Origin of the sequence: Virgibacillus tibetensis (assembly GCF_036026595.1) — a bacterium.
GTDB classification, from domain to species: domain Bacteria; phylum Bacillota; class Bacilli; order Bacillales; family Amphibacillaceae; genus Virgibacillus_P; species Virgibacillus_P tibetensis.
Window position 1 is genome coordinate 165,408 of sequence record NZ_JARZFX010000006.1, and the last position, 24,226, is coordinate 189,633.

The following is a 24,226-nucleotide window of genomic DNA, read 5'->3' on the forward strand; positions in this document are numbered from 1 at the left end:
CGCGGGAATAAACAATCTGAACGCTGGAAAAAGTGGACAGTTCGCTGAATGAAGGCTGGGCGTGTGTCAAGCCAAACCAGTCGAATCGCATACAGATCAGCACGGTCTGTTTCCATGCCCAAAGAGTCGAACGCTGAATAAATCGGGTTGAACGCGGGATTAAGCTGAACAAGCGCTGAAATAACTGGTCTGAACGCGGGAATAAACAATCTGATCGCTGGAAAAAGTGTATCGATCGCTGAATGGAGGCAGGGCGTGTGTCATCCCAAAACGGTCGAATCGCATGCAGATCAGCACGGTCTGTTTTCATGCCCAAAGAGTCGAACGCTGAATAAATCGGGTTGAACGCGGGATTAAGCTGAACAAGCGCTGAAATAACTGGTCTGAACGCGGGAATAAGCAAGTTGACCGCTGAATTAAGTGTATCGATCGCTGAATCAAGGCGGGACAGCGGTCATGCCAAACACCAAACCACCACAAACCCCACACCGCAACAAAATCCACAGAAATTCCATCAGCAAAGATTCAATTAAAGCTAATTAGGGAATGTTAAATATGGAAGTTAGACTGGAGGGAATAACATGTCACTATCACGGATAATGAAATTTATTACAGGATCGCTCGAAGCCCTGTTGGGTATTCCTATTTTGGGTGGGGCTTATATAATTGGAAATGCATGGGCGCCACTGTTTTTCATGCTATTTCTGCATTTAGTAACATTGGTTTTGACAAAAAGGGACAGAGGGGCAAGCGCCGGAAGTATATTAGGGATAATAACATCGCTAATTGGGTGGATCCCATTCGTAGGTTTTTTAATGCATGTTTTAACAGCAATTGTTTTATTCATTACCGGTTTAATGCCTGACAGAGAATCAGCATAAAGATTCCAAGTACAGTATGGGAGCCCTGTTGTTGGTGTGAATCAAGCATATGCTCTCTGCAGTCTTCCTAATGAGTAATGCACCTACTCCCAACGATAAAGCTGCTACTCACGATGCTACTTAAATTAACCACATTTTAACGCAATTATATTTGAAAAAAGACTTGTCTAGCTTAATTAGACAAGTCTTTTGTATTGAATTACTATGTTAACTTTTCCGCATAACCAATTTATTTACAATCCGATTCACTACCTCCGAAAACATCAATCCAATCGCAATACTACCAGCTAGTAGCATAACCTGCACGGACAACTGCACGGCCGTGAAATAGTCGTTTTCCACGTAATGGCGCATCGCATCATAGGCAATGCCACCTGGGACGAGGGGGATAATGCCAGACACATTGAAAACAATGATTGGTGTTTTATACAGCTTCGCGCAAATTTGGCTTAGGATAGCGACGAGCATCGCGCCAAATAGGGTGGATGGCACAACATTCATGCCTTGCTGAACAAGTATATAATATAAAATCCAACCGAACATACCGACAAGTCCACATTGAATAAGAGCTTGTCGGGGCGCATTGAACAGAATGCCGAATCCGGCGGCTGCTATAAAGCTCGTTCCAAGTTGAGCAATGATCATCATGATTTTTCCCTCCCTGTATAACTATACAAAAGCAAATATGACTGCCACGCCTGTGCCAATAGCAAAGGCGGTGAGTATGGCCTCGACTCCCTTGGAAAGCCCAGCTACGAGGTGTCCAGCCATCAGGTCCCTAACTGCATTCGTAATATGAAGTCCCGGGACGAGTGGCATAACTGCGCCGATAATTATTTTATCCAACATAACGCCATGCCCGTTGCTTATGAAAATTACTGCAGCAAGTCCAATAATAAAGGAAGCGAAAAACTCCGCAAGTAAACGGATTTCCACTATCCGTTCAAAACCTAGCATTGCCGCAAAACCAGCCCCACCAGCAACGAACGATGGAATGAAATCATGCCAAGTACCACCGAACATAATGGTGAATGATCCACTGACAAATGCAGCAGCAACAATCTTCTGCCAGTTGGCAAAACTCATTTTCCCAACGCCATTCAACAAAGAGATTGCTTCATTTATGTTAATCTCGCCGGCTGTTATCTGACGGGAAATGCTGTTTACTTCCGTTATTTTATGTAAGTTATTTGTTCGATTGGAAATTCTTTTGAAATGCGTAGGCTCTCCACTATCAACGGAAAAATTAATGCCAGTCGGCGTCGCATAGCTTTGCGCATCCTCCAATCCAAAGGCTGCGGCAATCCGGTTCATCGTGTCCTCAACTCGATATGTCTCTGCGCCGCTTTCCAGCATAATTTTCCCTGCAAGCATACATACTTTCGAGATCATAACCTGCTCTTTCATAGCTGCACCTGCCTTTTTGATTAAGTCTATATCATATTATAGAGCGTGTTACGTGTGAATGGAAGGTTAAAATCTTAAACAGTGACATTGCTGATAAAATAACGAGAAACGAAAAGTGTCTTTACAAGGTGAATAAAACAACGTACAATAAAAGTGAGTAATCACTCGCTAACTGTTCGATTCAAAAATTAAACAGAGCACTCAGTCATACACGGCACTGATAATCAAACAACCATTCATTTTAATAGGGGGAGATGAAATGTCCGGTTTTATTATGCTTAACAATATTCAACATCAGTTTGCAGACGAAACAGTAATAAAAGATTTGAACTTAACCATACCGGAGGGGCAGCTTTTCGGTTTGCTTGGACCTTCAGGATCGGGGAAAACTACTTTAGTGAAAATCCTGATCGGTCTGCTGATTCCCACGGAAGGAACTGTCCAGATTGCCAACACTCCAATGCCATCGCTTAAGCAGCTGCAGCAAATCGGCTATATGGCTCAATCGGATGCATTATATAATGATCTAACTGGAAAAGAAAATCTTGATTTTTTTGCAAGTATATACGGTATAGGAAAAAAAGAACGTGACCAGCGCATCCAAGAGGCAGCCGCTGTTGTTAATTTATCCGATAATCTTAATAAAATAGTAGACAATTATTCTGGTGGCATGAAGCGCCGTATGTCGTTGGCTGCAGCATTATTGCACCGTCCGTCCCTTCTCATTTTAGATGAACCGACAGTAGGAATTGATCCAGTACTTCGCGCTTCTATTTGGGATGATTTGAAAAAGCTTCAAGCAGAAGGTACAACGATTATTATCACCACGCATGTAATGGATGAAGCAGATAAATGTGACCGACTAGCTTTGTTGCGTGACGGATATGTGATCGCACAGGGAAGTCCTGGTGAGTTAAAAGAATCAAGTGAGTCCGAGACATTGGAAGAAGCATTTTTATACTATGGAAAAAGTAAAAAATAATTGGGGGTACTAAGTATGCGAATTCGAGGCATTATTAAACGGATTATCAAGCAATTTTTACGGGATAAGCGCAGCGTTGCACTGATGATGTTTGCACCGTTATTTGTTATGACATTATTATGGCTTGTATTAGATACTGAGGATTATGAGCCAACGATTGCCATCACAGATGTACCTCCACAGCTAGCGGACAATATTGAAACACAGCATGCTATCACTAAAAAAATGAGTAAAGACAATGCTGAAAAAGCCTTGCAGGATCAAACAATTGATGCATATGTGGGGATTGATACTAACAATAACAGCATTGAAGTAATGTTAGAGGGAAGCGATCCTCAAGCGACAGCAGCTGTTCAGCGTGTACTAAGCAATATGTCGAAACAATTAAATCCTGCGGAGATTGACTTTAATATGGATTTCCTTCATGGCTCTATGGATCTAAACTTATTTGATAATGTAGGACCCGTACTTATTGGATTTTTTGTATTCTTTTTCACATTTATTATCGGCGGGGTTACCTTCCTACGTGAAAGGACACAAGGAACCCTGGAAAGACTGCTGGCAACTCCACTGAGGAGATGGGAAATCGTAGTAGGGTATCTAAGCGGCTTTGGAATTTTCATCGTAATCCAATCCGTAATCATAGCTGTTTTCTCGATCTATGTACTCGGTATTTATATGGAAGGATCTTTTTGGCAGGTGCTTTTCATTACTATCTTGCTGGCAATCTCGGCCTTAAGCCTTGGAACATTGCTGTCGGCATATGCTAAAAACGAGTTTCAAATGATACAGTTCATCCCGGTAATTATCGTCCCACAGGTGTTTTTTACAGGTATCTTTCATATTGAATCGATACCGTGGTTGGAAGGAATAGGGAAACTGATGCCGCTATATTATGGTGCAAATTCATTAAAGGAAATTATGATTCGCGGACAGCAAATACCCGATATTTTAACTGACATTGGTTTGCTGGTTGCTTTTTCACTTGTATTTATCATTCTTAATATAGTAGCTTTAAAGCGTCACCGAAAGTTATAATATAGTAAAGCAATGCTCCAGGAGGCCTATGTATGTCAGATTCAAATGAAGAGATGTTTAAGCAATTGGTAGAAACCCTTAATCAGGATAATACGATGACACAAAAGCAGCTGCAAATCCTTGAAGCTGCAATCAAAATCATTTCTGAAAAAGGATATTATAATACTTCAACAAGTGAAATCGCCAAGCAGGCAGGAGTAGCGGAGGGGACAATTTTTCGCCATTACCGTACAAAAAAAGACCTGCTTGTCGCGATTGTCACACCAGTAGTAACAAATATCTCTGCACCGTTCTTTGCTGAGCAATTTGTTGACCAAGCGTTCAGCAAATCTTATCAGACATTTGAGGAATTTTTATATGCTTTTGTGGAAAATCGCTTTGAATTCGTTAAAACCAATGTGCCTTTACTTAAAATTGTCCTGCAGGAATTATCGTTTCACCCGGAAATACAAGCCGCATACAAAAGAGCTTTTACTGAGAAAGTTCATCCTGCTATGTGTGAAGTGTTAAATCATTATAAAAAAAGGGGTGACCTGAAGGATATACCCAATCAAACAATGATTCGAATGGCTGTACCGAGCATCATTGGATTTTTAATAACTAGATTCATTATCCAACCAAATGCTGAATGGAACGACGAACAGGAAATCAAACAAACGATTGATTATATAATGAACGGAATTGGGAAATGACAGTATAAAAAGAGAGCTTGCATAATGTGCAGGCTCTCATTCTGTTACTATGGAAGCATTAGGAACAAAGATACAAATGCAATAATTGGAAATGCCATTGTAATTGGCAGGCTCACCATAGCAAAAGAACTGATTGTTGCTTTTGTCTCCGGCTTCACATCGAAATTCTTCTGTAGTAAAACAAAGAAAATAGAATAACCCACAAGGAACAACAATATAATGCCAGGTAAAAATAATTCTTCGATGCCACTGACTGGTGTTAAATTCATAAATCCATAAACAAGAAGTATTAACGGTATAATTTCACTTACAGCGACCCCAATCATGAAGTTTCGTTGCACTTTGTTGATCTGCTTTGGATCTTCCTTTAATTTTTCCATATTTATTTTATAAAGAAATAAAATGGGGATAACAGCTAATACAGCAGCAGTAATAAAAATATAAGGTCCCATTTCTCATCCTCCTTTTATTTTGATAATTGTAAAAAAACATCAAGTAATAGTATCATATACTTTAAAATTACTCAATCCGATCTTGAAATATAATTTGCTAATACGTGCCACGTTTCGATATAATCGATACGAGTTCAGTTAATGTTCGACAATCAACATTTTGCGCCTACACCCGAGACTATCAGAAGCTTAGGAGAATATTATGTTAAACTATATGGATTTATTCATCGCTTTTATCATTGCATTGGGCTCAACGTTTCTGCTAACCTATCCAGTGAAAAAATTTGCGATAAAAGTTGGGGCTGTCGATCTTCCTAACCATCGAAAAATACATACGAAAATAACGCCAAGGCTGGGAGGTTTAGCTATTTTCCTTGGTGCTTTTTCAGGTGGACTGTATTTATGGCCCAGCCACCCCCACCTTCCAGAAATTGTACTTGGTGCCCTTGTTATTCTACTGACAGGTGCGTTGGATGACCGCTACAGCATCAGGCCAGTGATTAAACTCAGCGGGCAGTTTATTGCAGCAACATTTCTTGTATCATCCGGCCTCATTATTGAAAAATTGACATTGCCATTCATTGGAACGATTGAGCTTGGATTCGTCAGTGTGCTAATAACGGTTTTATGGGTTGTCGGCATTACGAATGCGATTAATCTGATCGACGGCTTGGACGGGCTTGCTGCCGGTGTTACGACAATCGCACTAACAAGTATATTCATCATGGCAATTATTGATGCCCAAGTGATGGTCGCCTATCTGTGCATAATTCTGATCGGCTCCAACCTTGGATTCCTCTATCATAACTTTTACCCGGCCAGGATCTACATGGGTGACACAGGATCGAACTTTCTTGGCTATATGATTGCAGTCGTTTCCATGCTTGGCTTGTTTAAAAATATCGCCCTGTTCAGTTTCATTATACCAATTATCGTACTGGCAGTTCCAATTTTTGATACACTATTCGCCATCATCAGAAGAGCATATAATAAAGAAAGTATCATGATGGCCGACAACAAGCATATTCACTACCAACTGCTCGCCTTAGGCTACAGTCACCGGAAAACAGTACTGATTATTTACGCCTTTAGCTCCTTATTCGGCACCATGGCCATCCTGTTTTCCAATGCAAGCATAACAACAGCCCTTATCATCACCCTGTTCGTATTAATCCTGCTACATATATTCGCAGAAATAATTGGATTGGTAATGGGCGGAAAACGCCCCGTACTCGATATGCTCGGCAGGCTGATTGGCAGGAAAAAAAGAGACCAATAAAGCAGAAAGACCCGCTACACTGTAGCTGGTCTTTTTTGTGCCTCGACATTGTACAGGACCGATCGTCCGCCCGGTCTAAGCGATCGACGATCCTGTCTAAGCGCTCGCCACCCCGGTCTAATCGATCGACGATCCTGTCTAAGCGCTCGCCACCCCGGTCTAATCGATCGACGATCCTGTCTAAGCGCTCGCCACCCCGGTCTAATCGATCGACGATCCTGTCTAAGCGCTCGCCATCCCGGCGTAACCGATCGACGATTCGCCAAAGCGCTCGCCACCCCGGTCTAATCGATCGACGATCATGCCTAACCGCTCTCCACCCCGGTCTAAGCGATCAGCCATCCTGCCTAAGCGATCGACGAGCATGCCTAAGCGCTCGCCATCCCGGTCTAAGCGATCAACGACCACGCGTAACCGATCATCCATCATGCCTAACCGACCGCCCACACCCGATGCTTTGCTACTATAAACCTCAATTCAATAAACGAAAATAGTCTATTAACTAACCACGTAGGCCAATAGTCTCACATAAAACCCTCGATATATAAGTGAATTTATCATATAAACCAGAAACAGTAATTCTATTTTACTAGGTCTATTTACACTGGTAAAATTTTCCGAAACTTTGTATGATTAATACTATCTGAATATTAAGTCTTAGTCCATTCAGTGGAGGGGAGGACAAGCAGTCATAAGGTGTTCAGTAATAAATTAAATACGAGGGGGAACTACATGTTTAAAAGATTAGCGGTCATAGCATTAATAGTTTTACTTGCATTAAGTAACTTTTCATCCGTAAGTGCATTATCTTTAACCAAATCTCTTCCAGAAAATCAAAAGAAAATAAATCCTACCAATGAAATTTTGAAGGAAACGGAAGATCCCAATAAAGAAGTACGAGTCATCGTTGAAGTAGCAGATAATTCGCCAGTTGAAATTGCAACGAAAAAAGGCAAGTTGTTTAAAAACCTTGATAAAGCTGAAAGAAAGAGTCTAGAAAAAGCAGCTAAGGCCAAGCAAAAAGGCATCAAGGATGAGATGAAAGGCAAGAATGTAAATGCTAAATATCTGCAGGAGTTTAATGCCGTTGTTAACGGATTCAGTGCAGAAGTAAAGCAAGGCGATATTGAAACAATCAAGGCAATACCTAATGTTAAAACAGTACATCTTGTTAATAAATATGACCGTCCAATTGCTGAACCTGACATGAAATACAGTAAGGAATTGGTTGAAGCGCAGCAGGCTTGGCGCGATTATGGTTATAAAGGAGAAGGTATGGTTGTTGGGATCATTGATACAGGGATTGACCCGGCACACCGTGACATGATCCTGACTGACAATGAAACAGGAGCGCTAACAGAAGGATTTGTAAATGAAACGATCCAAGAGGAAGACTTACCAGGACAATATTACTCAGAAAAAGTTCCATATGGTTACAATTACATGGATGAAAATGACGAAATCCGCGAAATTCATTCCGGAGCAAACTACCATGGTATGCACGTTGCTGGAACAGTAGGTGCAAATGGAGACGAAGATAATGGCGGCATTGCAGGTATAGCGCCTGAAACACAACTGCTTGCATTAAAAGTTTTCGGTAATGACCCTGCATTACAGTATACGTACGGGGACATTTATATTAAAGCGATCGACGATGCAATTAAACTTGGCGCTGATGTGTTAAACATGAGTCTAGGCGCAACTGCTGGTTTCGTAGATTCAGAATCACCGGAACAACAGGCAGTAACACGTGCTGTGGACAATGGTATTATGATGTCCATTTCAGCAGGTAACTCCGCATTATTTGGAGATGGCTTCTTCTATCCGTACGCATCTAATCCGGATTATGGTGTAAGTGGATCGCCGGGTGTATCGTATGATTCCTTCCAGGTAGCATCTTTTGAAAATACGTATATGGAAGTAGATGCACTTGAGTATTCAATTGATGGAGAAACGGCTCTAGCGGCCTTCCTATCAGCTGGGAGTACATCGGCTCCTGATGATGGATCTACATTTGAAGTAGTAGAGGCAGGGCTTGGTGCAGAAGGTGACTTTGAAGGAAAAGATGTATTTGGAAAATATGCGCTTGTACAACGTGGAGAGTTTGATTTTGTAACAAAAGCACTTAACGCACAAGCAGCAGGAGCAGAAGGAATAATTATTTACAACAATACAGATGGACTTGTTAACATGGCTTCAGATCCTGCTATTGTTATCCCGCAGTTATTCATGCTAAAAAGTGATGGGGACAGGCTGGCTGCAGCTATAATTGATGGGCAAGAAGTGACCGTCCAATTCTCAGGTGGAAAAGCGAATATCGCTAATCCTGATGCTGGTTTAATGAGTGGTTTCACGTCTTGGGGCTTAACGCCAAACCTTGACTTCAAACCGGAAATTACTGCACCAGGAGGACAAATCCTTTCCACATTAAATGATAATCAATACGGTCTAATGAGTGGTACATCCATGGCAGCTCCGCATGTATCAGGCGGAACAGCACTTGTAATGGAGCGTGTGGATGAGGAATTTGGCTATGAAAATGCAGATCGCGTTGCTTTAGCGAAAAATATAATGATGAACACTTCGAAACAGGTTGAATTTAATGGCTCATATGTTTCACCACGTCGTCAGGGTGCTGGTCTAATGCAGCTACATTCAGCATTATCAACACCAGTTGTTGTAACAGAATCAGAAACAAATGAAGCAAAAGTGGCATTAAAAGAAATCACTGAAAATGAAGTGACTTTTGAATTAACAGCTGAAAACTTTACAGACGAAGCTATATCCTACGATGTTGAAGCAAATGCACAAACAGATACACCTGTAAATGCAGGCATACTAGTGGTTGCACCTAATTTGTTCGGTGCATTGGATCTTGGTGACATCGCCACTATTAATGGTGAATCAACCAGTTCAATCGAAGTGCCAGCAAATGGCTCAACTACATTCAATGTAACTATTGATGTTAGTGATTGGGATGCAGACCTTTCAGAGTATTTCACAAACGGATACTGGTTAGAAGGCTTTGTAACATTAACCGACCCATCTGACAACAATCCTAGTTTAACCGTACCATATGCAGGATTCAAGGGTGCATGGGACAGCTCACCAATCTTTGATGATCCTATGTGGGATCCAATGTCCTATTATGGAATGACAGGTGTTGTAACATCACTTGGAGAAGGCAGCTTTGGATTCCTTGGTGAAAATTTAGGAACAGGAGCGATTGATCCTGAAAAAATTGCATTTTCTCCAAACGGGGACGGAACACAGGATGATGCGTTAATGATCCTCTCCTTCCTGAGAAATGCGAAGGAAGCTAACTTTAACGTTCTCGATGCAGATGGAAAGAAAGTAGAAACAATTACTGAGGAAAGTAATCTCAGAAAGAATTATTATGATAGTGGAAGAGCTGCAATGTACTCATTGACTGGAACACGTGCATGGGATGGTACAATTAATGGCCAACCTGCACCTGAAGGCCTGTACTACCTGCAGGCAGAAGCAAAGATCGACTTTGAAGGTGCTGCATGGCAGTCAATTGAGCTTCCAGTAATACTAGATACAACTGCACCAGAAGTAGAAGCGAACATTTACCGCGGAAACAGAGGAATGACAGTTGCTGTCAATGACAACGGTGGAAGCGGTGTTGCTGCATGGGATGTATACGTCGATGGCGAATCAGTTCTTGAAGAACCTTACGTAAACGGCGAGACAAATCATGAGCTGACTGAACTACACCCAAGCCAAGTAGTAACTGTTGTCGCAGTAGACTATGCTGGTAACGAAAGAGAAGAAGTAGTAATGGGATCAAAAGGTAAAGGAAAAGGAAAAAGTAAAGTAAAAAATTAATAAAATGAATTTAAAATAAAAGTAGCCGGGACTCTTGGGAGTGCCGGCTACTTTTCTGCGTGGATTGAATTAGGCTGGTGTAGCGAAACGGGTCCATAGCACCGCCCACTCGGAAGAGAGTCGCACCAACTCGGGAGACAGCACCATCCAAACGGGAGACAGCACCATCCAAACGGGAGACAGCACCATCCAAACGGGAGAGAGCCCCCGCCAAACGGGAGAGAACCCCCGCCAAACGGGAGAGAGCATCGCCGAAAAAGGAGACCACACACGCCAACTCGGGTTACAGCAGCAACATCATCTATAAAGCCTTAATATATAGTACTAACTCCCTCATTGCCCCTGAGTGGTGATTAACTAGTAAACCATATTATAACGTAGCAGATAATTTCGTTAGGGATAAATTAGTATTTACGGGAAAGACAGGTATATAAATAAAAGGAGAGATTAATAATAGGTAGTATTAGACAACAACTGTTTGTTAAAGAAATTGTAGAGGATACGTTTGATAAGGTGAGGTTTGCATATTTACGCAGGCGATCACTCTGTCTCTACTGGTTAACACGCAAATACTTATTTCAATTCATTCTACGGGTATATAATACACTACACTATATGAATTTAACCAAACTGCATTGGTTAAAAATGGCGGAGATAACTTTATGATGAAAATAGCTATTATAGATAAGGATCAACTAATTAATCGTGGATTGCGCATTATTCTTGATGAGAATGATGATTTTGAGATACTGGAAATAGAACCTAATAGCAATACTATTCATAACAAAGTAGATGAATTTATACCAGATATCATGCTGATACACGTAAATGATTATACTAATAACTTTGCAGAAATAATAAACGACCTCAGAAAAATTTATGCTTCTATTAAAATTATTTTGATGTTTCCCAATGGTTATAGAAATGCTGGCAGTTTTGATATTTATGAAGGTGTGAATGGCTTTTTATTAAACAACATCAGTGCGGAGGGGTTTGTATACTCAATTCGAAATGTATACGATAATCAATTTGTGTTATCGAAAGAAATTGCTGAAAAAATGATAAGCAAGGCACAATATGGAAGTACAGATGAAAAGGAAAAGATGAAACAGAAATTACGATTAAAAGGAATTTCTATAAGCTCTAGAGATTCAGATGTTCTTTATTTAATATACAGCAATTATAAAAACAAAGAAATTGCTGGTGAACTGCAATTACCAGAAAAAACTGTCAGAGATTATGTAAGCAGAGTTTATAAAAAAATTAACATAAACAATAGAAAACAAGTTATAGGTTTTATAAGACAAATAATGGAGGAGTAAAATGTGATGAACTCCCCCCAACTCAGGAGAGCTCCCTACCAACACGGGCCACACCAGCCCCCTCCCAGGAGAGCTCCCCACCACAATAAGACTCGTTATATAAACATAAATAGTATACGTAAATTATTTATTTAAAATTTTTTAATAGAAAGGGTTGATTATGTAAGGGGTTTCAAATATAATCTAGTTAATCGGTTTACTAAACCGGTTTACCTAATAATCTTCAAATGCTTTCGAGGGGGGAATTTATGAAAAAAGCAACGATGGCTGATGTAGCAAGGTTAGCTGGCATATCTAAAACTACGGTTTCGCAATACATAAATAACCGGTTTACGTACATGTCCGAATCTACAAAACTGCGTATAAAGGACGCAATAGAAGAACTGCAATATGTTCCAAACGATACTGCCAGAAGTCTGAAACAAAAGAAAACAAGGACGATCGGCGTCATAGTAGCTAACATTTTACACGCATTTACGAATGAAGTAATCCGTTCTATTGAAGATGAATGTGAGAGAAATAACTTTCAGATTTTTGTTTGTAATGCAGATGATGATTCTGAGAAAGAAAGAAATTATATTGATATTTTACTTGCTAAACAAGTAGATGGACTTATCATATTCCCTACCTCTGGAAATTTCGATTACTACAAATATCTGAAAAAGTTAAACTTTCCTGTAGTTTTTGTGGATAGAAAGATTGATGAAAATATTTATCCAACAATTCTATTAGATAATTATTATGCATCAACTATCGCGGTAGAGACATTGTACACTAACTCTATTTCTGAAATTGGTATCGTATTACCACCATTAAAAAAGGGGATAACTCCCAGAATAGAAAGATTAGAAGGATTTAAAGATGCTTTAGCACAAAAGAACCTGAAATTAAACGAGGATTGGATAGTAACAGGAAGTAAGTCGGAAATAAAAGAACATTTGGATACTTTATATCTTAAAAATAACTTACCGAGAGCCTTTTTTTCGGTAAATGATATTTCACTTATTGAATTATTGAAATTTATAAAAAGTAAGCGCTTAAATATCCCTGAAGATATAAGTGTTATTACAATCGATTATTCCATTTTTCTCGACCTATTAGCATCACCAATTTCTGTAATCAAGCAACCGACTTTTGAAATGGGGAAATTTGCAGCGGAAAGTCTTTTAAAATTAATAACCGAAGAAAAACTAAAGCAAGAGTATGAGATTAAAAGGTTTTCACCAAAAGTAAATAGATAGAGGCAGCAATGAATGAGGTGCATTTGAATGAAGAACAATCATAATGTATTAACAATTGGCGATGCAATGATAACTATGAATCCTGCTAGTAGGGGCCCGTTAAGATTTGTGTCACATTTTGAGAGGAAAATTGGTGGTGCTGAACTAAACTTTGCAATTGCCTGTGCGAGATTAAACTTAAGTTCCACTTGGATCAGTCGCTTAGGTAAGGATGAATTTGGAAGGCATATTCATAATTTCGCAAGAGGTGAAGGGATAAACACCAACAATGTAAAGCTAATGGAAGGGTACCCAACTTCGATTAATTTTAAAGAAATAAATGAAGATGGTTCAGGTAGAACTTTTTATTATAGGCACGACTCTCCAATATTAACATTAACTACGGAAGACATAAGGGGAGAGTTATTCGATGATGTGTCAGTAATTCATTTAACAGGTGTTTACATGGCAATAGACAAAAAGAATTTGGAAATCGTTTATAAAATTATAGATATTGCTAAGGACAAAAATATTCCAATCTCTTTCGATCCAAATATCAGATTAAAACTATGGGATATAAAAGATGCTAGAGAAGCTTATAATACTATTTTCCCTCATGTTGATATTTTATTAACAGGTTTAGATGAGATCGAGTTAATTACAGGGATATCAAGTGAAACGGACTTGGAACTATTTGCAAAGAAAAATAATATCAGTGAATTAGTGATCAAAGATGGAGGAAATGGCTCGAGGTTATATACAGGAAATCAGTGGTTTTATCAAGATGCTTTTCCTGTGAAAGTTGTTGATACGGTTGGAGCAGGAGATGGTTTTGATGCTGGATATGTCTATAGCTACCTACATAACAAGACTGCCGCAGATAAACTGAAATTTGCAAACGCTGTAGGGGCATTTGTAACAACAGTATCCGGAGATAATGAAGGGCTGCCATATTTGGAGGATGTTGAGAACTATTTAAGTGATAAAAAGGTAGTGGAAAGATAGGAGGTAGTAGATGCTCACCTTGAAAACAATCCTAGGAGAAATGGAAAGCGTTTTAAATAGTGTAAACAAAGAACACTATACCAATCTTGTAGAAAAATTTAAAGAAGATAGACGTTTTTTCTTTGTAGGTGAAGGCAGATCAGGATTAATAGCTAAAACAATAGCAATGCGACTAATGCACAGTGGTAAAACGGTTTTTGTAGTAGGGGAGACAACGACACCAGCTATACAAGAAGGAGATCTGCTGATTATCGTTTCTGGTTCTGCTGCAACAGGCAATATCGTAAATTTATTAAAAACTACAAACGAAATTGGTGCTGAAGCATTCTTGGTAACTACAAATCCTGCAAAGCTGGAAAGTGAAAATGGACTTTTAATTAAAGCGGCTACAAAATCCAGAAAAGAAGGCGAACCATCTACAATTCAGCCATTAGGTAATCAATTTGACCAATCTGTACATTTAATATTGGATGCAGCAATAATTGATAGCCAGCTTGAGACTGATACCAATACCACGTTTAAGAGATTGCATAGTAATCTGGAATAGGAGGCATCAATGAGTACAGTTGTTGTACAAGCAGAAGAAGTTAAGAATCTAGTAATTGATAAGCTGGGACAAGCAGGGGTGAATTGTAATCACGCGGAAAAAATTGCAGAAATATTAATCCATGCAGATTTAAGAGGTGTTAGTTCCCATGGTGTATTAAGAACAGAACACTATATTAATAGATTAACTAAGGGTGGCTTAAATGCCAATCCAGGGATCAGTGTTAATAAGTCTGGACATGTCACAGCAGTAGTAGATGGAGATAATGGCTTCGGCCACCTAATTGCTGATAAGGCAATGGAAGTTGCTATCGATCTTGCAAAAGAGAATGGTATTGGAATGGTTACAGCAATGAACAGTAGCCATTGTGGCGCACTAAGTTATTTTGTAAATAGGGCAGCTCAAGAAAACCTTATTGGGATTGCGATGACACATACAGACAAGATCGTCGTACCATTTGGTGGAAAAGAACCTTTCTTGGGAACGAACCCAATTGCATACGGTGTACCTGCAAAAAAAAATAAACCATTCATACTGGATATGGCTACATCCACAGTAGCTCTAGGTAAAATACTGCAACATAAAGAAGAAGGAAAAGAAATACCGGTAGGCTGGGGTGTTGATGCAGACGGAAATGCTGTGACAGATCCTTCGAAAGTTATGGCCCTAAGTCCATTTGGAGGACCAAAAGGCTATGGATTATCATTAGTAGTTGATATTTTTTCCGGTTTATTAGCTGGTGCATCATTCGGGCTACATGTTAACAAAATGTATGGTGATTTAGATAAGCACCGTCATCTAGGCCATTATTTCTGTGTGATAAATCCATCCTATTTTACGGATACAGAAACTTTCCTGACGAATATGGATCAGATGATTGATGAGATCCACAATTCAAGTCCAGCTGAAGGGTTTGATAAGGTTCTTATACCTGGGGAAATTGAACAATTGAATGAAGAGAAGAACAAAGTAGAAGGAATTAAAATTGCTTCAACAGTTTACGATTACTTAAATAAAAAACAAGGGAGAGTTTTACATGAAAAAGATTAGTTTACTAGCACTATTAATAGGGATGATTTTATTAGCTGCATGTAGTTCAAATGAAGATGGCGCTTCTGAAAGCGTTGACACAATCGAATGGAAAATGGGTCACTTATCAGATGAAAATCATATTTGGCACAAAACTGCAGAAGAATTTGCTAGCTTGGTAAATGAAAAGACAAATGGAGAAATTGAAATAGAAATTTATCCAAACAATTCGCTAGGTGGAGAAACGGATACAATTAATTCTATTCAAGCAGGAACAGCAGATTTAGTTATATCAGGGGAAACGTTACAGAACTGGGCACCAAAAGCAGCATTATTAGCAGTACCGTACGCTTTTAGAGATATGGATCATGTTTCTTCAGTAGTTGAAGGTGAAATTGGTGGGGAAATAGAAGAAGAGATAAAGTCAGAAGCTCAATTAACAGCATTGTATTATCATAACCGTGCTCCTAGAAACCTAACATCTAATGAGCCAATTGAATCTCCAGCTGATCTGAAAGGTTTTAGTATACGAGTTCCAAACGTTCCACTATTTTTAGATACATGGGGAGCTGCAGGAGCAAACCCACAGGTTATGGACTTTAATGAGGTCTTCACAGGAATCCAACAAGGTGTTATTGATGGACAGGAAAACCCTGTTGATTTGATTCAAAGCGGCGGACTTTATGAAGTTCAGGATTATGTTAATAGAACAGAGCATGTATATTCTTGGATCTATGTATTAGTAGGTAATGAGCAATTTGAATCACTAAATGACGAGCAAAGAGAAGCTGTTTTAGAAGCAGCAGATGAAGCACAAGAAATTGGTGCGCAATTGTATGAAGAAGAAATCGAAGCGATAGAAGGCGATTTAATTGATAAAGGAATGGAATTTATTGATGTAGATCAGGATGCGTTCAGAGATGCAATGATTCCAGCAGTAGAAGATTCATTATCAGAAGAACAGTTGGATCTTTATAATAGAATTCTTGAAGTGGAATAAGTACGAATTATTAGCTAGGTTAAATCATTAGACTATTTGGGCATGATCCACAACTGAGTAACAGGTAGCTGCATGCGCTTTGTGGATCATGTCCTTATATTTACAACGTATCATATAGAAAAAATATCCATTTCAATAAAGGGAGATATGAAATGAATAAACTGATAGAACGTGTACTAAGTATTTTAACTATTATCAGTTTTACAGGAGTTATTGGAGCAGTAGTTGTTCAAATTATGTCAAGGTATTTACCGTATTCAGCTGTATGGACGGAAGAAGTAACAAGGTACCTGTTTATATACACTATATGTTTTGGTGCCCCACTAGGTTTATTAAGAGGGGAATACATAAATGTAGACGTACTTATAACTAAATTTCCTGCAGTACTACGTAAATATTATGAGATAGTAATTTACGTATTAATTTTAGCATTGAATATTGTTGTTATTTTTCAAGGTTATAATTTTACGTTAATTGGACAAAGCCAGAAATCAGCAACCATGGGCTTTCCAATGTCTATTATCCATTTTGGATTTGTAATTATGGGTGTATTTTTGTCGTATTACTCACTAGTTCAAATCCTGCGTATTTTAAAGAATCAGTATAACTTCGATCCGGGTTACGAGGAGGAATAAGATGGCTGCATTACTATTTATCTCATTTATAGCGTTAATTTTTCTAGGGATCCCGGTTGCCTTCAGTTTAGGACTATCATCCCTTTTATATTTGATCATTGCAGATATACCACTATCAATTATTCCTCAAAGAATGTTCGGAGGTCTGAACTCATTTACACTTCTTTGTATCCCTGGCTTTATATTGGCAGGAAATTTAATGAATTCAAGTGGGATAACAGATCGGATTATTCATTTTGCAAATAGTATACTAGGCCATATTCGAGGTGGTCTGGGTCTAGCAAACGTAGGAGCATCGATGGGGTTTGCTGGTATTTCCGGAACTGCATTAGCAGATACTGCTAGTATTGGGTCGGTTATGATACCCGCAATGAAAAAGCAGGGTTACGGTGCTGGCTTTTCTTCAGCTGTTACTGCTTCTTCCTCCGTTGTTGGGCCAATTATTCCACCATCATTACCAATGATTATGGTGGGGACACTTGCAGCGATTTCTATTGGTGATTTGTTTGTGGCAGGTATTATACCAGGTGTATTACTAACCCTTGGTTTAATGATTCCAACCTATATCATCTCCGTTAAAAGAAACTATCCAAAAGGGGAAAGAAGTTCCTTAAAGGAAGTTTGGACTAGTTTTACAGGGTCATTCTGGGCGTTATTTATGACCGTAATTATATTGTACGGTATTTTAGGTGGTTACTTTACACCAACAGAAGCGTCTATCATCGCAGTTCTTTATGCTATATTTGTAGGATTATTTATCTATAAACAATTAAGCATTAAAGATATCCCTGGAGTTGTTCTGAAATCAATGACGAGTGCTGCTTCGATTATGTTATTAGTAGCATTTGCCAACCTTTTTGGATGGATTATGACTAGAGAACAAATACCTCAAATGGTGGCAGAGTCTATTCTTAGTATTTCTCCGAATGAAGTAGTGGTTATACTATTAATTCTTCTACTATTGTTATTTGTAGGGACATTTATGGAAACAATTGCAGCACTTGTAATTCTGTTCCCCGTTCTACTACCAGTTGCTACTCAAATTGGTATGGATCCAGTTCAATTTGGTGTTGTTATGGTATTGGCATTAGTGTTAGGGTTGATGACCCCGCCGGTAGGGGTATGTCTATTTGTGGCAGCGCAAATAGGTAAAGTGTCGATGGGGAAAGTCGTACGGGAATTAATTCCGTTCTTTGCAGTCGGGATTCTAGTGTTACTCCTTGTAGCATTTATTCCACAAGTTACATTATATTTACCAAGTTTACTAGATTAAGGGGTGTATAGATGAAGGCAATAATGATTCCAGAAGCACATAAGATTGAAGTGCTGGATATTAAGAAACCTGAAATTAAAGAAGATAAAGATGTTTTACTAAAAATTAAACGTGTAGGTATTTGTGGCTCAGATATGCATATCTACCATGGTACAAATCCGTTAGCAACCTATCCAAGAATTGTTGGGCATGAGGTTGCTGGAGAGGTAGTTGAGATCGGTGAAAATGTAACACATGTAGCAGTTGGCGATCATGTTGTTGTTGAACCCATTAACTATTGCGGTGAATGCTTTGCATGTAAAAATGGCAGACCGAATGTATGTAAAAAGTTAACTGTATTTGGTGTACACGAAGATGGTGGATTGAGAGAATTTGCTGTACTACCAGAAAAACAAGTGCATAAAGTGGATCCTGAAATTGAATGGGATGAAGCAGTAATGGCTGAGCCATATACAATTGGTGCACAATCTATATGGCGGGGAAATGTTCAAAAAGGCCAAACTGTATTTATACAAGGGGCAGGACCTATTGGTATTACCGTTTTAAAAATGGCTAAGTTACAAGGTGCAACAATTATTATTTCAGATATTACCAATGAACGACTGGAATTTGCTAAAGAAAATGGTGCGGACTATACCATTAATCCGACGGAAGTAGACGTTGCTACCAAGGTTAATGAAATTACAAATGATGAAGGTGCAAATGTTGTCATTGACGCAGTGGGTACACCTCAAACATTTGAACTAAGTGTTGATGTAGCTTCACCAGCCGGGTATGTTGTTGCATTAGGGTTTGATACAAGACCTTCTGCCATTCCATTAATGACAATTACGAAAAAGGAATTAACAATAACAGGATCACGTTTGCAGACAGATCAGTTTGGTAAGGTTATAGATCTAATAAATACTAAGAAACTAATGCATAACGGACTTGTTACTCATAAGTTCCCATTAAGTGAAGTAAAAGAAGCATTTAAGTTTGTAGAAGAAAACCCTCATTTAGTTAGAAAAGCTGTTATCGAATTCGACTAAGAAAGAAGGAAATTTGCTATGTTGAAATCCGAAGTCACTAATAGAATTAATCAGTCTAAAATAGTAGCAGTCATTCGAGGTGAAAATGCAGAAGAGGCTTTAGCAATTGCAAATGCTTCTTCTGCAGGTGGTATTGATATTATCGAATTAACGTATACCACCCCGTCTGTCGATGACGTTTTCAAGGAAATGGCATCCTCTGATGCTATTGTTGGAGCAGGTACTGTACTGGATGAACAAACTGCTCGAAATGCAATTATACATGGAGCGAAATTTATAGTAAGTCCTCATTTTGATTCAAAAATTGCCAAGTTATGTAATCGATACAGTGTTTTGTATATGCCGGGGTGTATGACTATAAAAGAAATTGTACAAGCACTTGAATACGGTTGTTCCATTATAAAGTTATTCCCGGCAAATGCATTTGAGCCGAACTTTATTAAATCAATAAAAGGTCCACTTCCGAATGTTGAAGTTATGCCTACAGGTGGAATTAATCGGGATAATATTAATGACTGGATTGATGCAGGTGCATTTTCAGTAGGTATTGGCAGTGATTTAACAAAAGCGTATAGAAAAAATAATGCAGCAGGAGTCACCGACTTAGCGAAAGAATATGTTAAAGCTGTAAAGGAGAGATAACAAAATGAATATCACCTTTCGATGGTATGGTAAGGACAATGATACGGTTTCATTGCAGGATATCAAACAAATTCCAAATGTTAAAGGTATTGTATGGGCATTGCACAAAGTTCCAGTTGGAGATGTGTGGGAAGATAAGGAAATAGCTAAGGAAGTAAACTATATTAAGTCATTTGGCTTTCATGCTGAGGTAGTTGAGAGTGTTAATATTCACGAATCAATTAAAATAGGCAACAAAGACAGAGATAACTATATTGATAATTACAAGCAAACTATTAAAAATTTAGCCGACCATGGCGTGAAGGTTATTGCCTATAATTTCATGCCTATATTTGATTGGGTACGGACGAGTATGAGAGAACCTTTACCTGATGGGTCAACAGCACTATTTTTTGAAAATAAAAAAATCGAGGATACCAATCTAAAAGCAATGGCTGATGGTGTGTTAAATTCCAGTGAGCTAACATTACCTGGTTGGGAACCGGAAAAACTCAGCAGAATAGAAGAATTGCTTGAGGAGTACAAAGATATTACCGAAGATGATCTATGGAATAACTTGACCTACTTCTTGAATGAAGTATTGCCGGTTGCTGAAAGCAATGGAGTCAAGTTAGCGATCCACCCAGACGATCCACCATGGTCTGTCTTTGATCTGCCACGCATTATGAAAAATGAAGCAGATATAGCCCGTTTATTTTCAATATCTAATTCACCATCCAATTCCCTGACTTTCTGTTCTGGGGCGTTAGGTGCGAATCCCAACAATGACACAGTAGATATTATTAAAAACGTTGCTGAAAAATCACCTTTCCTGCATTTAAGAAACGTAAAAATTTCCGATAACGGAGACTTTATCGAAACATCCCATTTAACTTCAGATGGTTCCATTGATCTCAAGGGCATTGTTAAGCAATTAAGTGATAAGGGTTATGATGGATATATTAGACCCGACCATGGCAGACATATCTGGAATGAAAAGTCGAGACCGGGATATGGCTTATATGATAGAGCTTTAGGAATTATGTATCTGAATGGGTTATGGGATGCTTATAATTCAGAGGATAAGGAGGAAAAGTGATTTGTTTCCAATTCATGATAATTTAAATGGAAAAGTAGTAGTTATTACAGGTGGAAGTGGTGTGCTTTGTTCTGCTATGGCAAAGGAACTAGGTAGACAGAACGCCAAAGTGGCAATATTAAATCGTACACAGGAAAAAGGACAAAAAGTTGCTGATGAAATTAATAACAACAATGGTGAAGCAGTAGCAATTGCGGCAAATGTACTTGATGTAGACACATTAATAGAAGCTAAAAAACAAATTCTTAATCGATTCGGGAAAATTGATATTTTAATTAATGGCGCAGGAGGCAATCACGAAGATGCTATTACCTCTGTAGAGAAACATGATTCGGAGGAAACAGCTGAAAAATCTTTCTTTGATTTAAAAGAAGAAGGTTTCACGAACGTTTTCGATAGCAATTTCAAAGGAAGCTTTCTGGCATGTAAAGTATTTGGCGAAGCACTTCTTGAACAACCAGGATCAACAATTCTCAATATATCGTCAATGAGTGCCTATGCACCAATGACAAAAGTTCCTGCATATTCCGCAGCAAAAGCAGCGATTAATAATTTTACAATGTGGCTTTCCGTGCATTTTGCCAACACAGGATTACGGGTTAATGCTATTGCACCAGGATTCTTTTTAACTACTCAAAATGAAAATTTATTATTGGATAAAGAGGGTAACCATACAGCAAGAGCTGAGAAAATCATAAATGGTACACCAATGGAAAAGTTCGGAGATCCTAAGGATTTAATAGGCACTTTACTGTGGTTAGTAGATGCCGAATACTCCGGCTTTGTAACAGGGGTAACAGTACCTGTCGATGGTGGATTCATGGCATATTCGGGAGTGTAACAATATGGTAAAAAAGATACAATTAGCCTTAGATAGAATGACAAAAAAAGAGTGTATCTATTATATAGATGAGACGAAAGATTTTATTGATTATATTGAAATAGGGACAGGTGTCATTAAAGAATATGGTATGAACATAGTAAAAGAAATTAGAGAAACATATCCAAGCATAAAAATTATAGCGGATATGAAAACCTGTGATGCTGGTAAATCAGAAACAGAACAAGCAATAAATTCTGGAGCAAACATTTCAACAGTGATGGGTTTCTCCAATATAAATACAATCAAAGAAACCCTCGACGCAGCAAACACATTAGGCGGAGAAATGCTCATAGATTTATTAGGGATAAGCAGTAAAGAACAGGTTACATCTATTTACGATATAGGTGCACGGAAATTTTGTATGCATATTGGAAAAGATATGCAAAGCAAAGGGGAGCAACTCTTTACGAGTATGTTTGACTTAGTAGATGACTTGACGGATGTAACTGTATTTGCAGCTGGTGGAATTAACGAGGTTAATATTAAGAATTTAAAAGGGTTACCTATCGATACATTTATCGTTGGCAGTGGAATTGCTTCAGCAGATAATCCGAGAAAAGCTGCAGAGAATATTAAAAAGATCGTGAGTGAGTTTTAATTAATAAAAAGCAGGCTACCAATTGCAAATTTGATTGGTAGCCGTTTTTATATATCGCTTTGGGATCCAGCATCATTAAGTCGGGAGAGCACGCCCTCAACTCGGGCCAAAGCATCTCCGAAACGGGAGAGAGTCGCTCCAACAGGAGACAGCATCGCCGAAACGGGAGACAGCACCTTCCAAACGGGAGACAGCACCGCCGAAACGGGAGAGCCCCCCAACTCGGGCCGCACCAGCACCAACTCGGGCGACCATTCCCCACAGCACCCACCAGAATCAGCCGAGCACATTCTCATACACCCGAAGCATATTCCGGCCATATATCTTCACTATATCTTCCTTCGTAAAGCCTCTCCTCAACAGAGCAACGGTTAATGCATGAAGTCCACTGTGGGTGTCCACTACATCAAAAGAAGTTCGTGGCAGTTTGCTCCGGCCTTCTGGTGAGGTGTATTTCTTGAACATGTCACACAGATCGAGTCCGAGCCCAATATGTTCTGTGCCAACCACCTTTACCATATGCTCAATATGGTCCACGAGCTTCTCCACAGTTGCTCCTTCGTCTGTTGCAGCTGCGATTATACTAACAGCGTTAATGCCTGCCACTCCACCACTTGCCGCAATTTTTTGAAGTTGATCATCAGTTAAATTCCTTGGTGTTTCAGTAATAACCCGGGAATTGGAATGGGATGCGATCACCGGTTGCGTCGAATGCTCCATAATATCTATAAATCCCTCATCGTTAATATGGGTAACATCCATAATCATACCTAGTCTCTCAGCTTCCTCAATGACAGTTAGACCGAAATCAGTGATCCCACCAGTCATTCCCCGCGTTTTAAAGTCGAATGCACACCCATCACCAGCCGTATTTCGTCTGCTCCATGTCAGGCCGATCATCCGGACGCCAAGCTCGTAAAACATACGTAACAGTGAAATGTCCGTACCAAGTGGTTCCACCCCTTCGAATGAAAGCATGATCCCAACCTTGCCGCTCTGTTTCGCCTGCATAATATCCGCCGCACTTTTGCAAAGCATGATTTTATCTGGTGACTCATCAATTTCCGAGTAGAGACAGCTTACCTGATTCAGCGCTTTTCGTAAGGCCATTTCCGGCAAATCATCATCATCAATAAAAATAGAAGAAACAATTACATCCCAGCCACCCTTAATAAATTGAGGCAGATGATCTGTCTCAATAACTTGCTTACGTCCTAATTCCCGCTGAGCCGCTACATCAAAAAGAAGGTCGAAATGCGCATCAATTGAAAGTGCTTTCTGATGAATTGCAGCTGCTGTTTGTTCCATTTTTTCCTTTTTCATCGTATAGTCCCCCTTCAGCTTATAATATATTATTTCCCTAATGGTAATAGGTTAACA

The 24,226-nt window shown here is 39.1% G+C and carries 25 protein-coding genes; 19 read left to right on the forward strand and 6 right to left on the reverse strand.

Annotation, left to right across the window (positions count from 1 at the left end; genetic code table 11):
* Positions 1-581 precede the first annotated feature (581 nt).
* Positions 582-881 carry a hypothetical protein gene (locus QGM71_RS13455; protein ID WP_327608080.1) on the forward strand — a complete coding sequence of 100 codons (300 nt, stop codon included), beginning with the start codon at positions 582-584 and terminating at the stop codon, positions 879-881.
* Positions 882-1,088: 207 nt separating this feature from the next.
* Here the strand turns inward: QGM71_RS13455 and QGM71_RS13460 are convergent, their stop codons facing one another.
* Together QGM71_RS13460 and QGM71_RS13465 are read right to left on the reverse strand one after the other, a co-directional pair.
* A complete protein-coding gene (locus tag QGM71_RS13460; RefSeq protein WP_327608081.1) occupies positions 1,089-1,529 on the reverse strand; it encodes a threonine/serine exporter family protein in 441 nt (146 codons plus the stop codon).
* Between the two features lie 21 nt (positions 1,530-1,550).
* Positions 1,551-2,288, reverse strand: coding sequence for a threonine/serine exporter family protein (locus QGM71_RS13465; protein ID WP_327608082.1), 738 nt, complete (start codon positions 2,286-2,288; stop codon positions 1,551-1,553).
* A gap of 259 nt (positions 2,289-2,547) precedes the next feature.
* Here QGM71_RS13465 and QGM71_RS13470 point away from each other — a divergent pair, with 259 nt between their 5' ends.
* From QGM71_RS13470 to QGM71_RS13480, 3 genes are read left to right on the forward strand one after another with little or no spacing between them, the layout of a single operon-like run.
* Positions 2,548-3,270 (forward strand): ABC transporter ATP-binding protein, encoded by a 723-nt coding sequence (locus QGM71_RS13470; RefSeq protein ID WP_327608083.1) that lies wholly within the window; start codon positions 2,548-2,550, stop codon positions 3,268-3,270.
* 15 nt (positions 3,271-3,285) lie between these two features.
* On the forward strand, positions 3,286-4,308 hold the full coding sequence (locus tag QGM71_RS13475; RefSeq protein WP_327608084.1) for an ABC transporter permease: 1,023 nt from the start codon (positions 3,286-3,288) through the stop codon (positions 4,306-4,308).
* A gap of 32 nt (positions 4,309-4,340) precedes the next feature.
* Positions 4,341-5,000, forward strand: coding sequence for a TetR/AcrR family transcriptional regulator (locus QGM71_RS13480; RefSeq protein WP_327608085.1), 660 nt, complete (start codon positions 4,341-4,343; stop codon positions 4,998-5,000).
* Positions 5,001-5,047: 47 nt separating this feature from the next.
* Here QGM71_RS13480 and QGM71_RS13485 read toward each other — a convergent pair whose 3' ends face one another.
* A complete protein-coding gene (locus QGM71_RS13485) occupies positions 5,048-5,452 on the reverse strand; it encodes a hypothetical protein (protein ID WP_327608086.1) in 405 nt (134 codons plus the stop codon).
* A gap of 202 nt (positions 5,453-5,654) precedes the next feature.
* On the opposite strand from QGM71_RS13485, the gene QGM71_RS13490 reads away from it, so the two are divergent.
* Positions 5,655-6,731 carry a glycosyltransferase family 4 protein gene (locus QGM71_RS13490; RefSeq protein ID WP_327608087.1) on the forward strand — a complete coding sequence of 359 codons (1,077 nt, stop codon included), beginning with the start codon at positions 5,655-5,657 and terminating at the stop codon, positions 6,729-6,731.
* Positions 6,732-7,463: 732 nt separating this feature from the next.
* The gene (locus tag QGM71_RS13495) at positions 7,464-10,583 is read left to right on the forward strand and encodes a S8 family serine peptidase (RefSeq protein WP_327608088.1); all 3,120 of its coding nucleotides are present in this window, start codon (positions 7,464-7,466) and stop codon (positions 10,581-10,583) included.
* Between the two features lie 10 nt (positions 10,584-10,593).
* Here QGM71_RS13495 and QGM71_RS13500 read toward each other — a convergent pair whose 3' ends face one another.
* Entirely contained in the window at positions 10,594-10,851 is a 258-nt protein-coding gene (locus QGM71_RS13500) for a hypothetical protein (RefSeq protein WP_327608089.1), read from the reverse strand.
* 394 nt (positions 10,852-11,245) lie between these two features.
* On the opposite strand from QGM71_RS13500, the gene QGM71_RS13505 reads away from it, so the two are divergent.
* The 13 genes from QGM71_RS13505 (at position 11,246) to hxlA (ending at position 22,846) form a co-directional block, all read left to right on the forward strand.
* Positions 11,246-11,905, forward strand: a complete 660-nt coding sequence (locus tag QGM71_RS13505; RefSeq protein ID WP_327608090.1) for a response regulator transcription factor — start codon at positions 11,246-11,248, stop codon at positions 11,903-11,905.
* 248 nt (positions 11,906-12,153) lie between these two features.
* A complete protein-coding gene (locus QGM71_RS13510) occupies positions 12,154-13,146 on the forward strand; it encodes a LacI family DNA-binding transcriptional regulator (protein WP_327608091.1) in 993 nt (330 codons plus the stop codon).
* 27 nt (positions 13,147-13,173) lie between these two features.
* Positions 13,174-14,130, forward strand: coding sequence for a sugar kinase (locus QGM71_RS13515; RefSeq protein ID WP_327608092.1), 957 nt, complete (start codon positions 13,174-13,176; stop codon positions 14,128-14,130).
* Between the two features lie 10 nt (positions 14,131-14,140).
* Positions 14,141-14,677, forward strand: a complete 537-nt coding sequence (gene hxlB, locus QGM71_RS13520) for a 6-phospho-3-hexuloisomerase (protein ID WP_327608093.1) — start codon at positions 14,141-14,143, stop codon at positions 14,675-14,677.
* Between the two features lie 9 nt (positions 14,678-14,686).
* Positions 14,687-15,727, forward strand: coding sequence for an ureidoglycolate dehydrogenase (allD, locus tag QGM71_RS13525; protein WP_327608094.1), 1,041 nt, complete (start codon positions 14,687-14,689; stop codon positions 15,725-15,727).
* Positions 15,714-16,706 carry a TRAP transporter substrate-binding protein gene (locus QGM71_RS13530; protein ID WP_327608095.1) on the forward strand — a complete coding sequence of 331 codons (993 nt, stop codon included), beginning with the start codon at positions 15,714-15,716 and terminating at the stop codon, positions 16,704-16,706. Before allD ends, QGM71_RS13530 begins: the two co-directional genes overlap by 14 nt.
* A gap of 152 nt (positions 16,707-16,858) precedes the next feature.
* Positions 16,859-17,341: a TRAP transporter small permease gene (locus QGM71_RS13535; protein ID WP_327608096.1), complete on the forward strand. Its 483-nt coding sequence runs from the start codon at positions 16,859-16,861 to the stop codon at positions 17,339-17,341.
* A gap of 1 nt (position 17,342) precedes the next feature.
* Positions 17,343-18,614 (forward strand): TRAP transporter large permease, encoded by a 1,272-nt coding sequence (locus QGM71_RS13540; RefSeq protein ID WP_327608097.1) that lies wholly within the window; start codon positions 17,343-17,345, stop codon positions 18,612-18,614.
* Between the two features lie 11 nt (positions 18,615-18,625).
* The gene (locus QGM71_RS13545) at positions 18,626-19,645 is read left to right on the forward strand and encodes a zinc-binding alcohol dehydrogenase family protein (protein ID WP_327608098.1); all 1,020 of its coding nucleotides are present in this window, start codon (positions 18,626-18,628) and stop codon (positions 19,643-19,645) included.
* Positions 19,646-19,663: 18 nt separating this feature from the next.
* Positions 19,664-20,287, forward strand: coding sequence for a bifunctional 2-keto-4-hydroxyglutarate aldolase/2-keto-3-deoxy-6-phosphogluconate aldolase (locus QGM71_RS13550; RefSeq protein ID WP_327608099.1), 624 nt, complete (start codon positions 19,664-19,666; stop codon positions 20,285-20,287).
* Between the two features lie 4 nt (positions 20,288-20,291).
* Positions 20,292-21,365: a mannonate dehydratase gene (gene uxuA, locus QGM71_RS13555; protein WP_327608100.1), complete on the forward strand. Its 1,074-nt coding sequence runs from the start codon at positions 20,292-20,294 to the stop codon at positions 21,363-21,365.
* Between the two features lies 1 nt (position 21,366).
* Positions 21,367-22,206, forward strand: coding sequence for an SDR family oxidoreductase (locus tag QGM71_RS13560; protein WP_327608101.1), 840 nt, complete (start codon positions 21,367-21,369; stop codon positions 22,204-22,206).
* A 4-nt stretch (positions 22,207-22,210) separates the two neighbouring features.
* A complete protein-coding gene (gene hxlA, locus QGM71_RS13565; RefSeq protein ID WP_327608102.1) occupies positions 22,211-22,846 on the forward strand; it encodes a 3-hexulose-6-phosphate synthase in 636 nt (211 codons plus the stop codon).
* A 96-nt stretch (positions 22,847-22,942) separates the two neighbouring features.
* On the opposite strand, the gene QGM71_RS13570 is transcribed toward hxlA, so the two are convergent.
* Positions 22,943-23,101, reverse strand: a complete 159-nt coding sequence (locus QGM71_RS13570) for a hypothetical protein (protein ID WP_327608103.1) — start codon at positions 23,099-23,101, stop codon at positions 22,943-22,945.
* A gap of 21 nt (positions 23,102-23,122) precedes the next feature.
* On the reverse strand, positions 23,123-24,169 hold the full coding sequence (locus tag QGM71_RS13575) for a dipeptidase (protein WP_327608104.1): 1,047 nt from the start codon (positions 24,167-24,169) through the stop codon (positions 23,123-23,125).
* Positions 24,170-24,226: the final 57 nt, after the last annotated feature.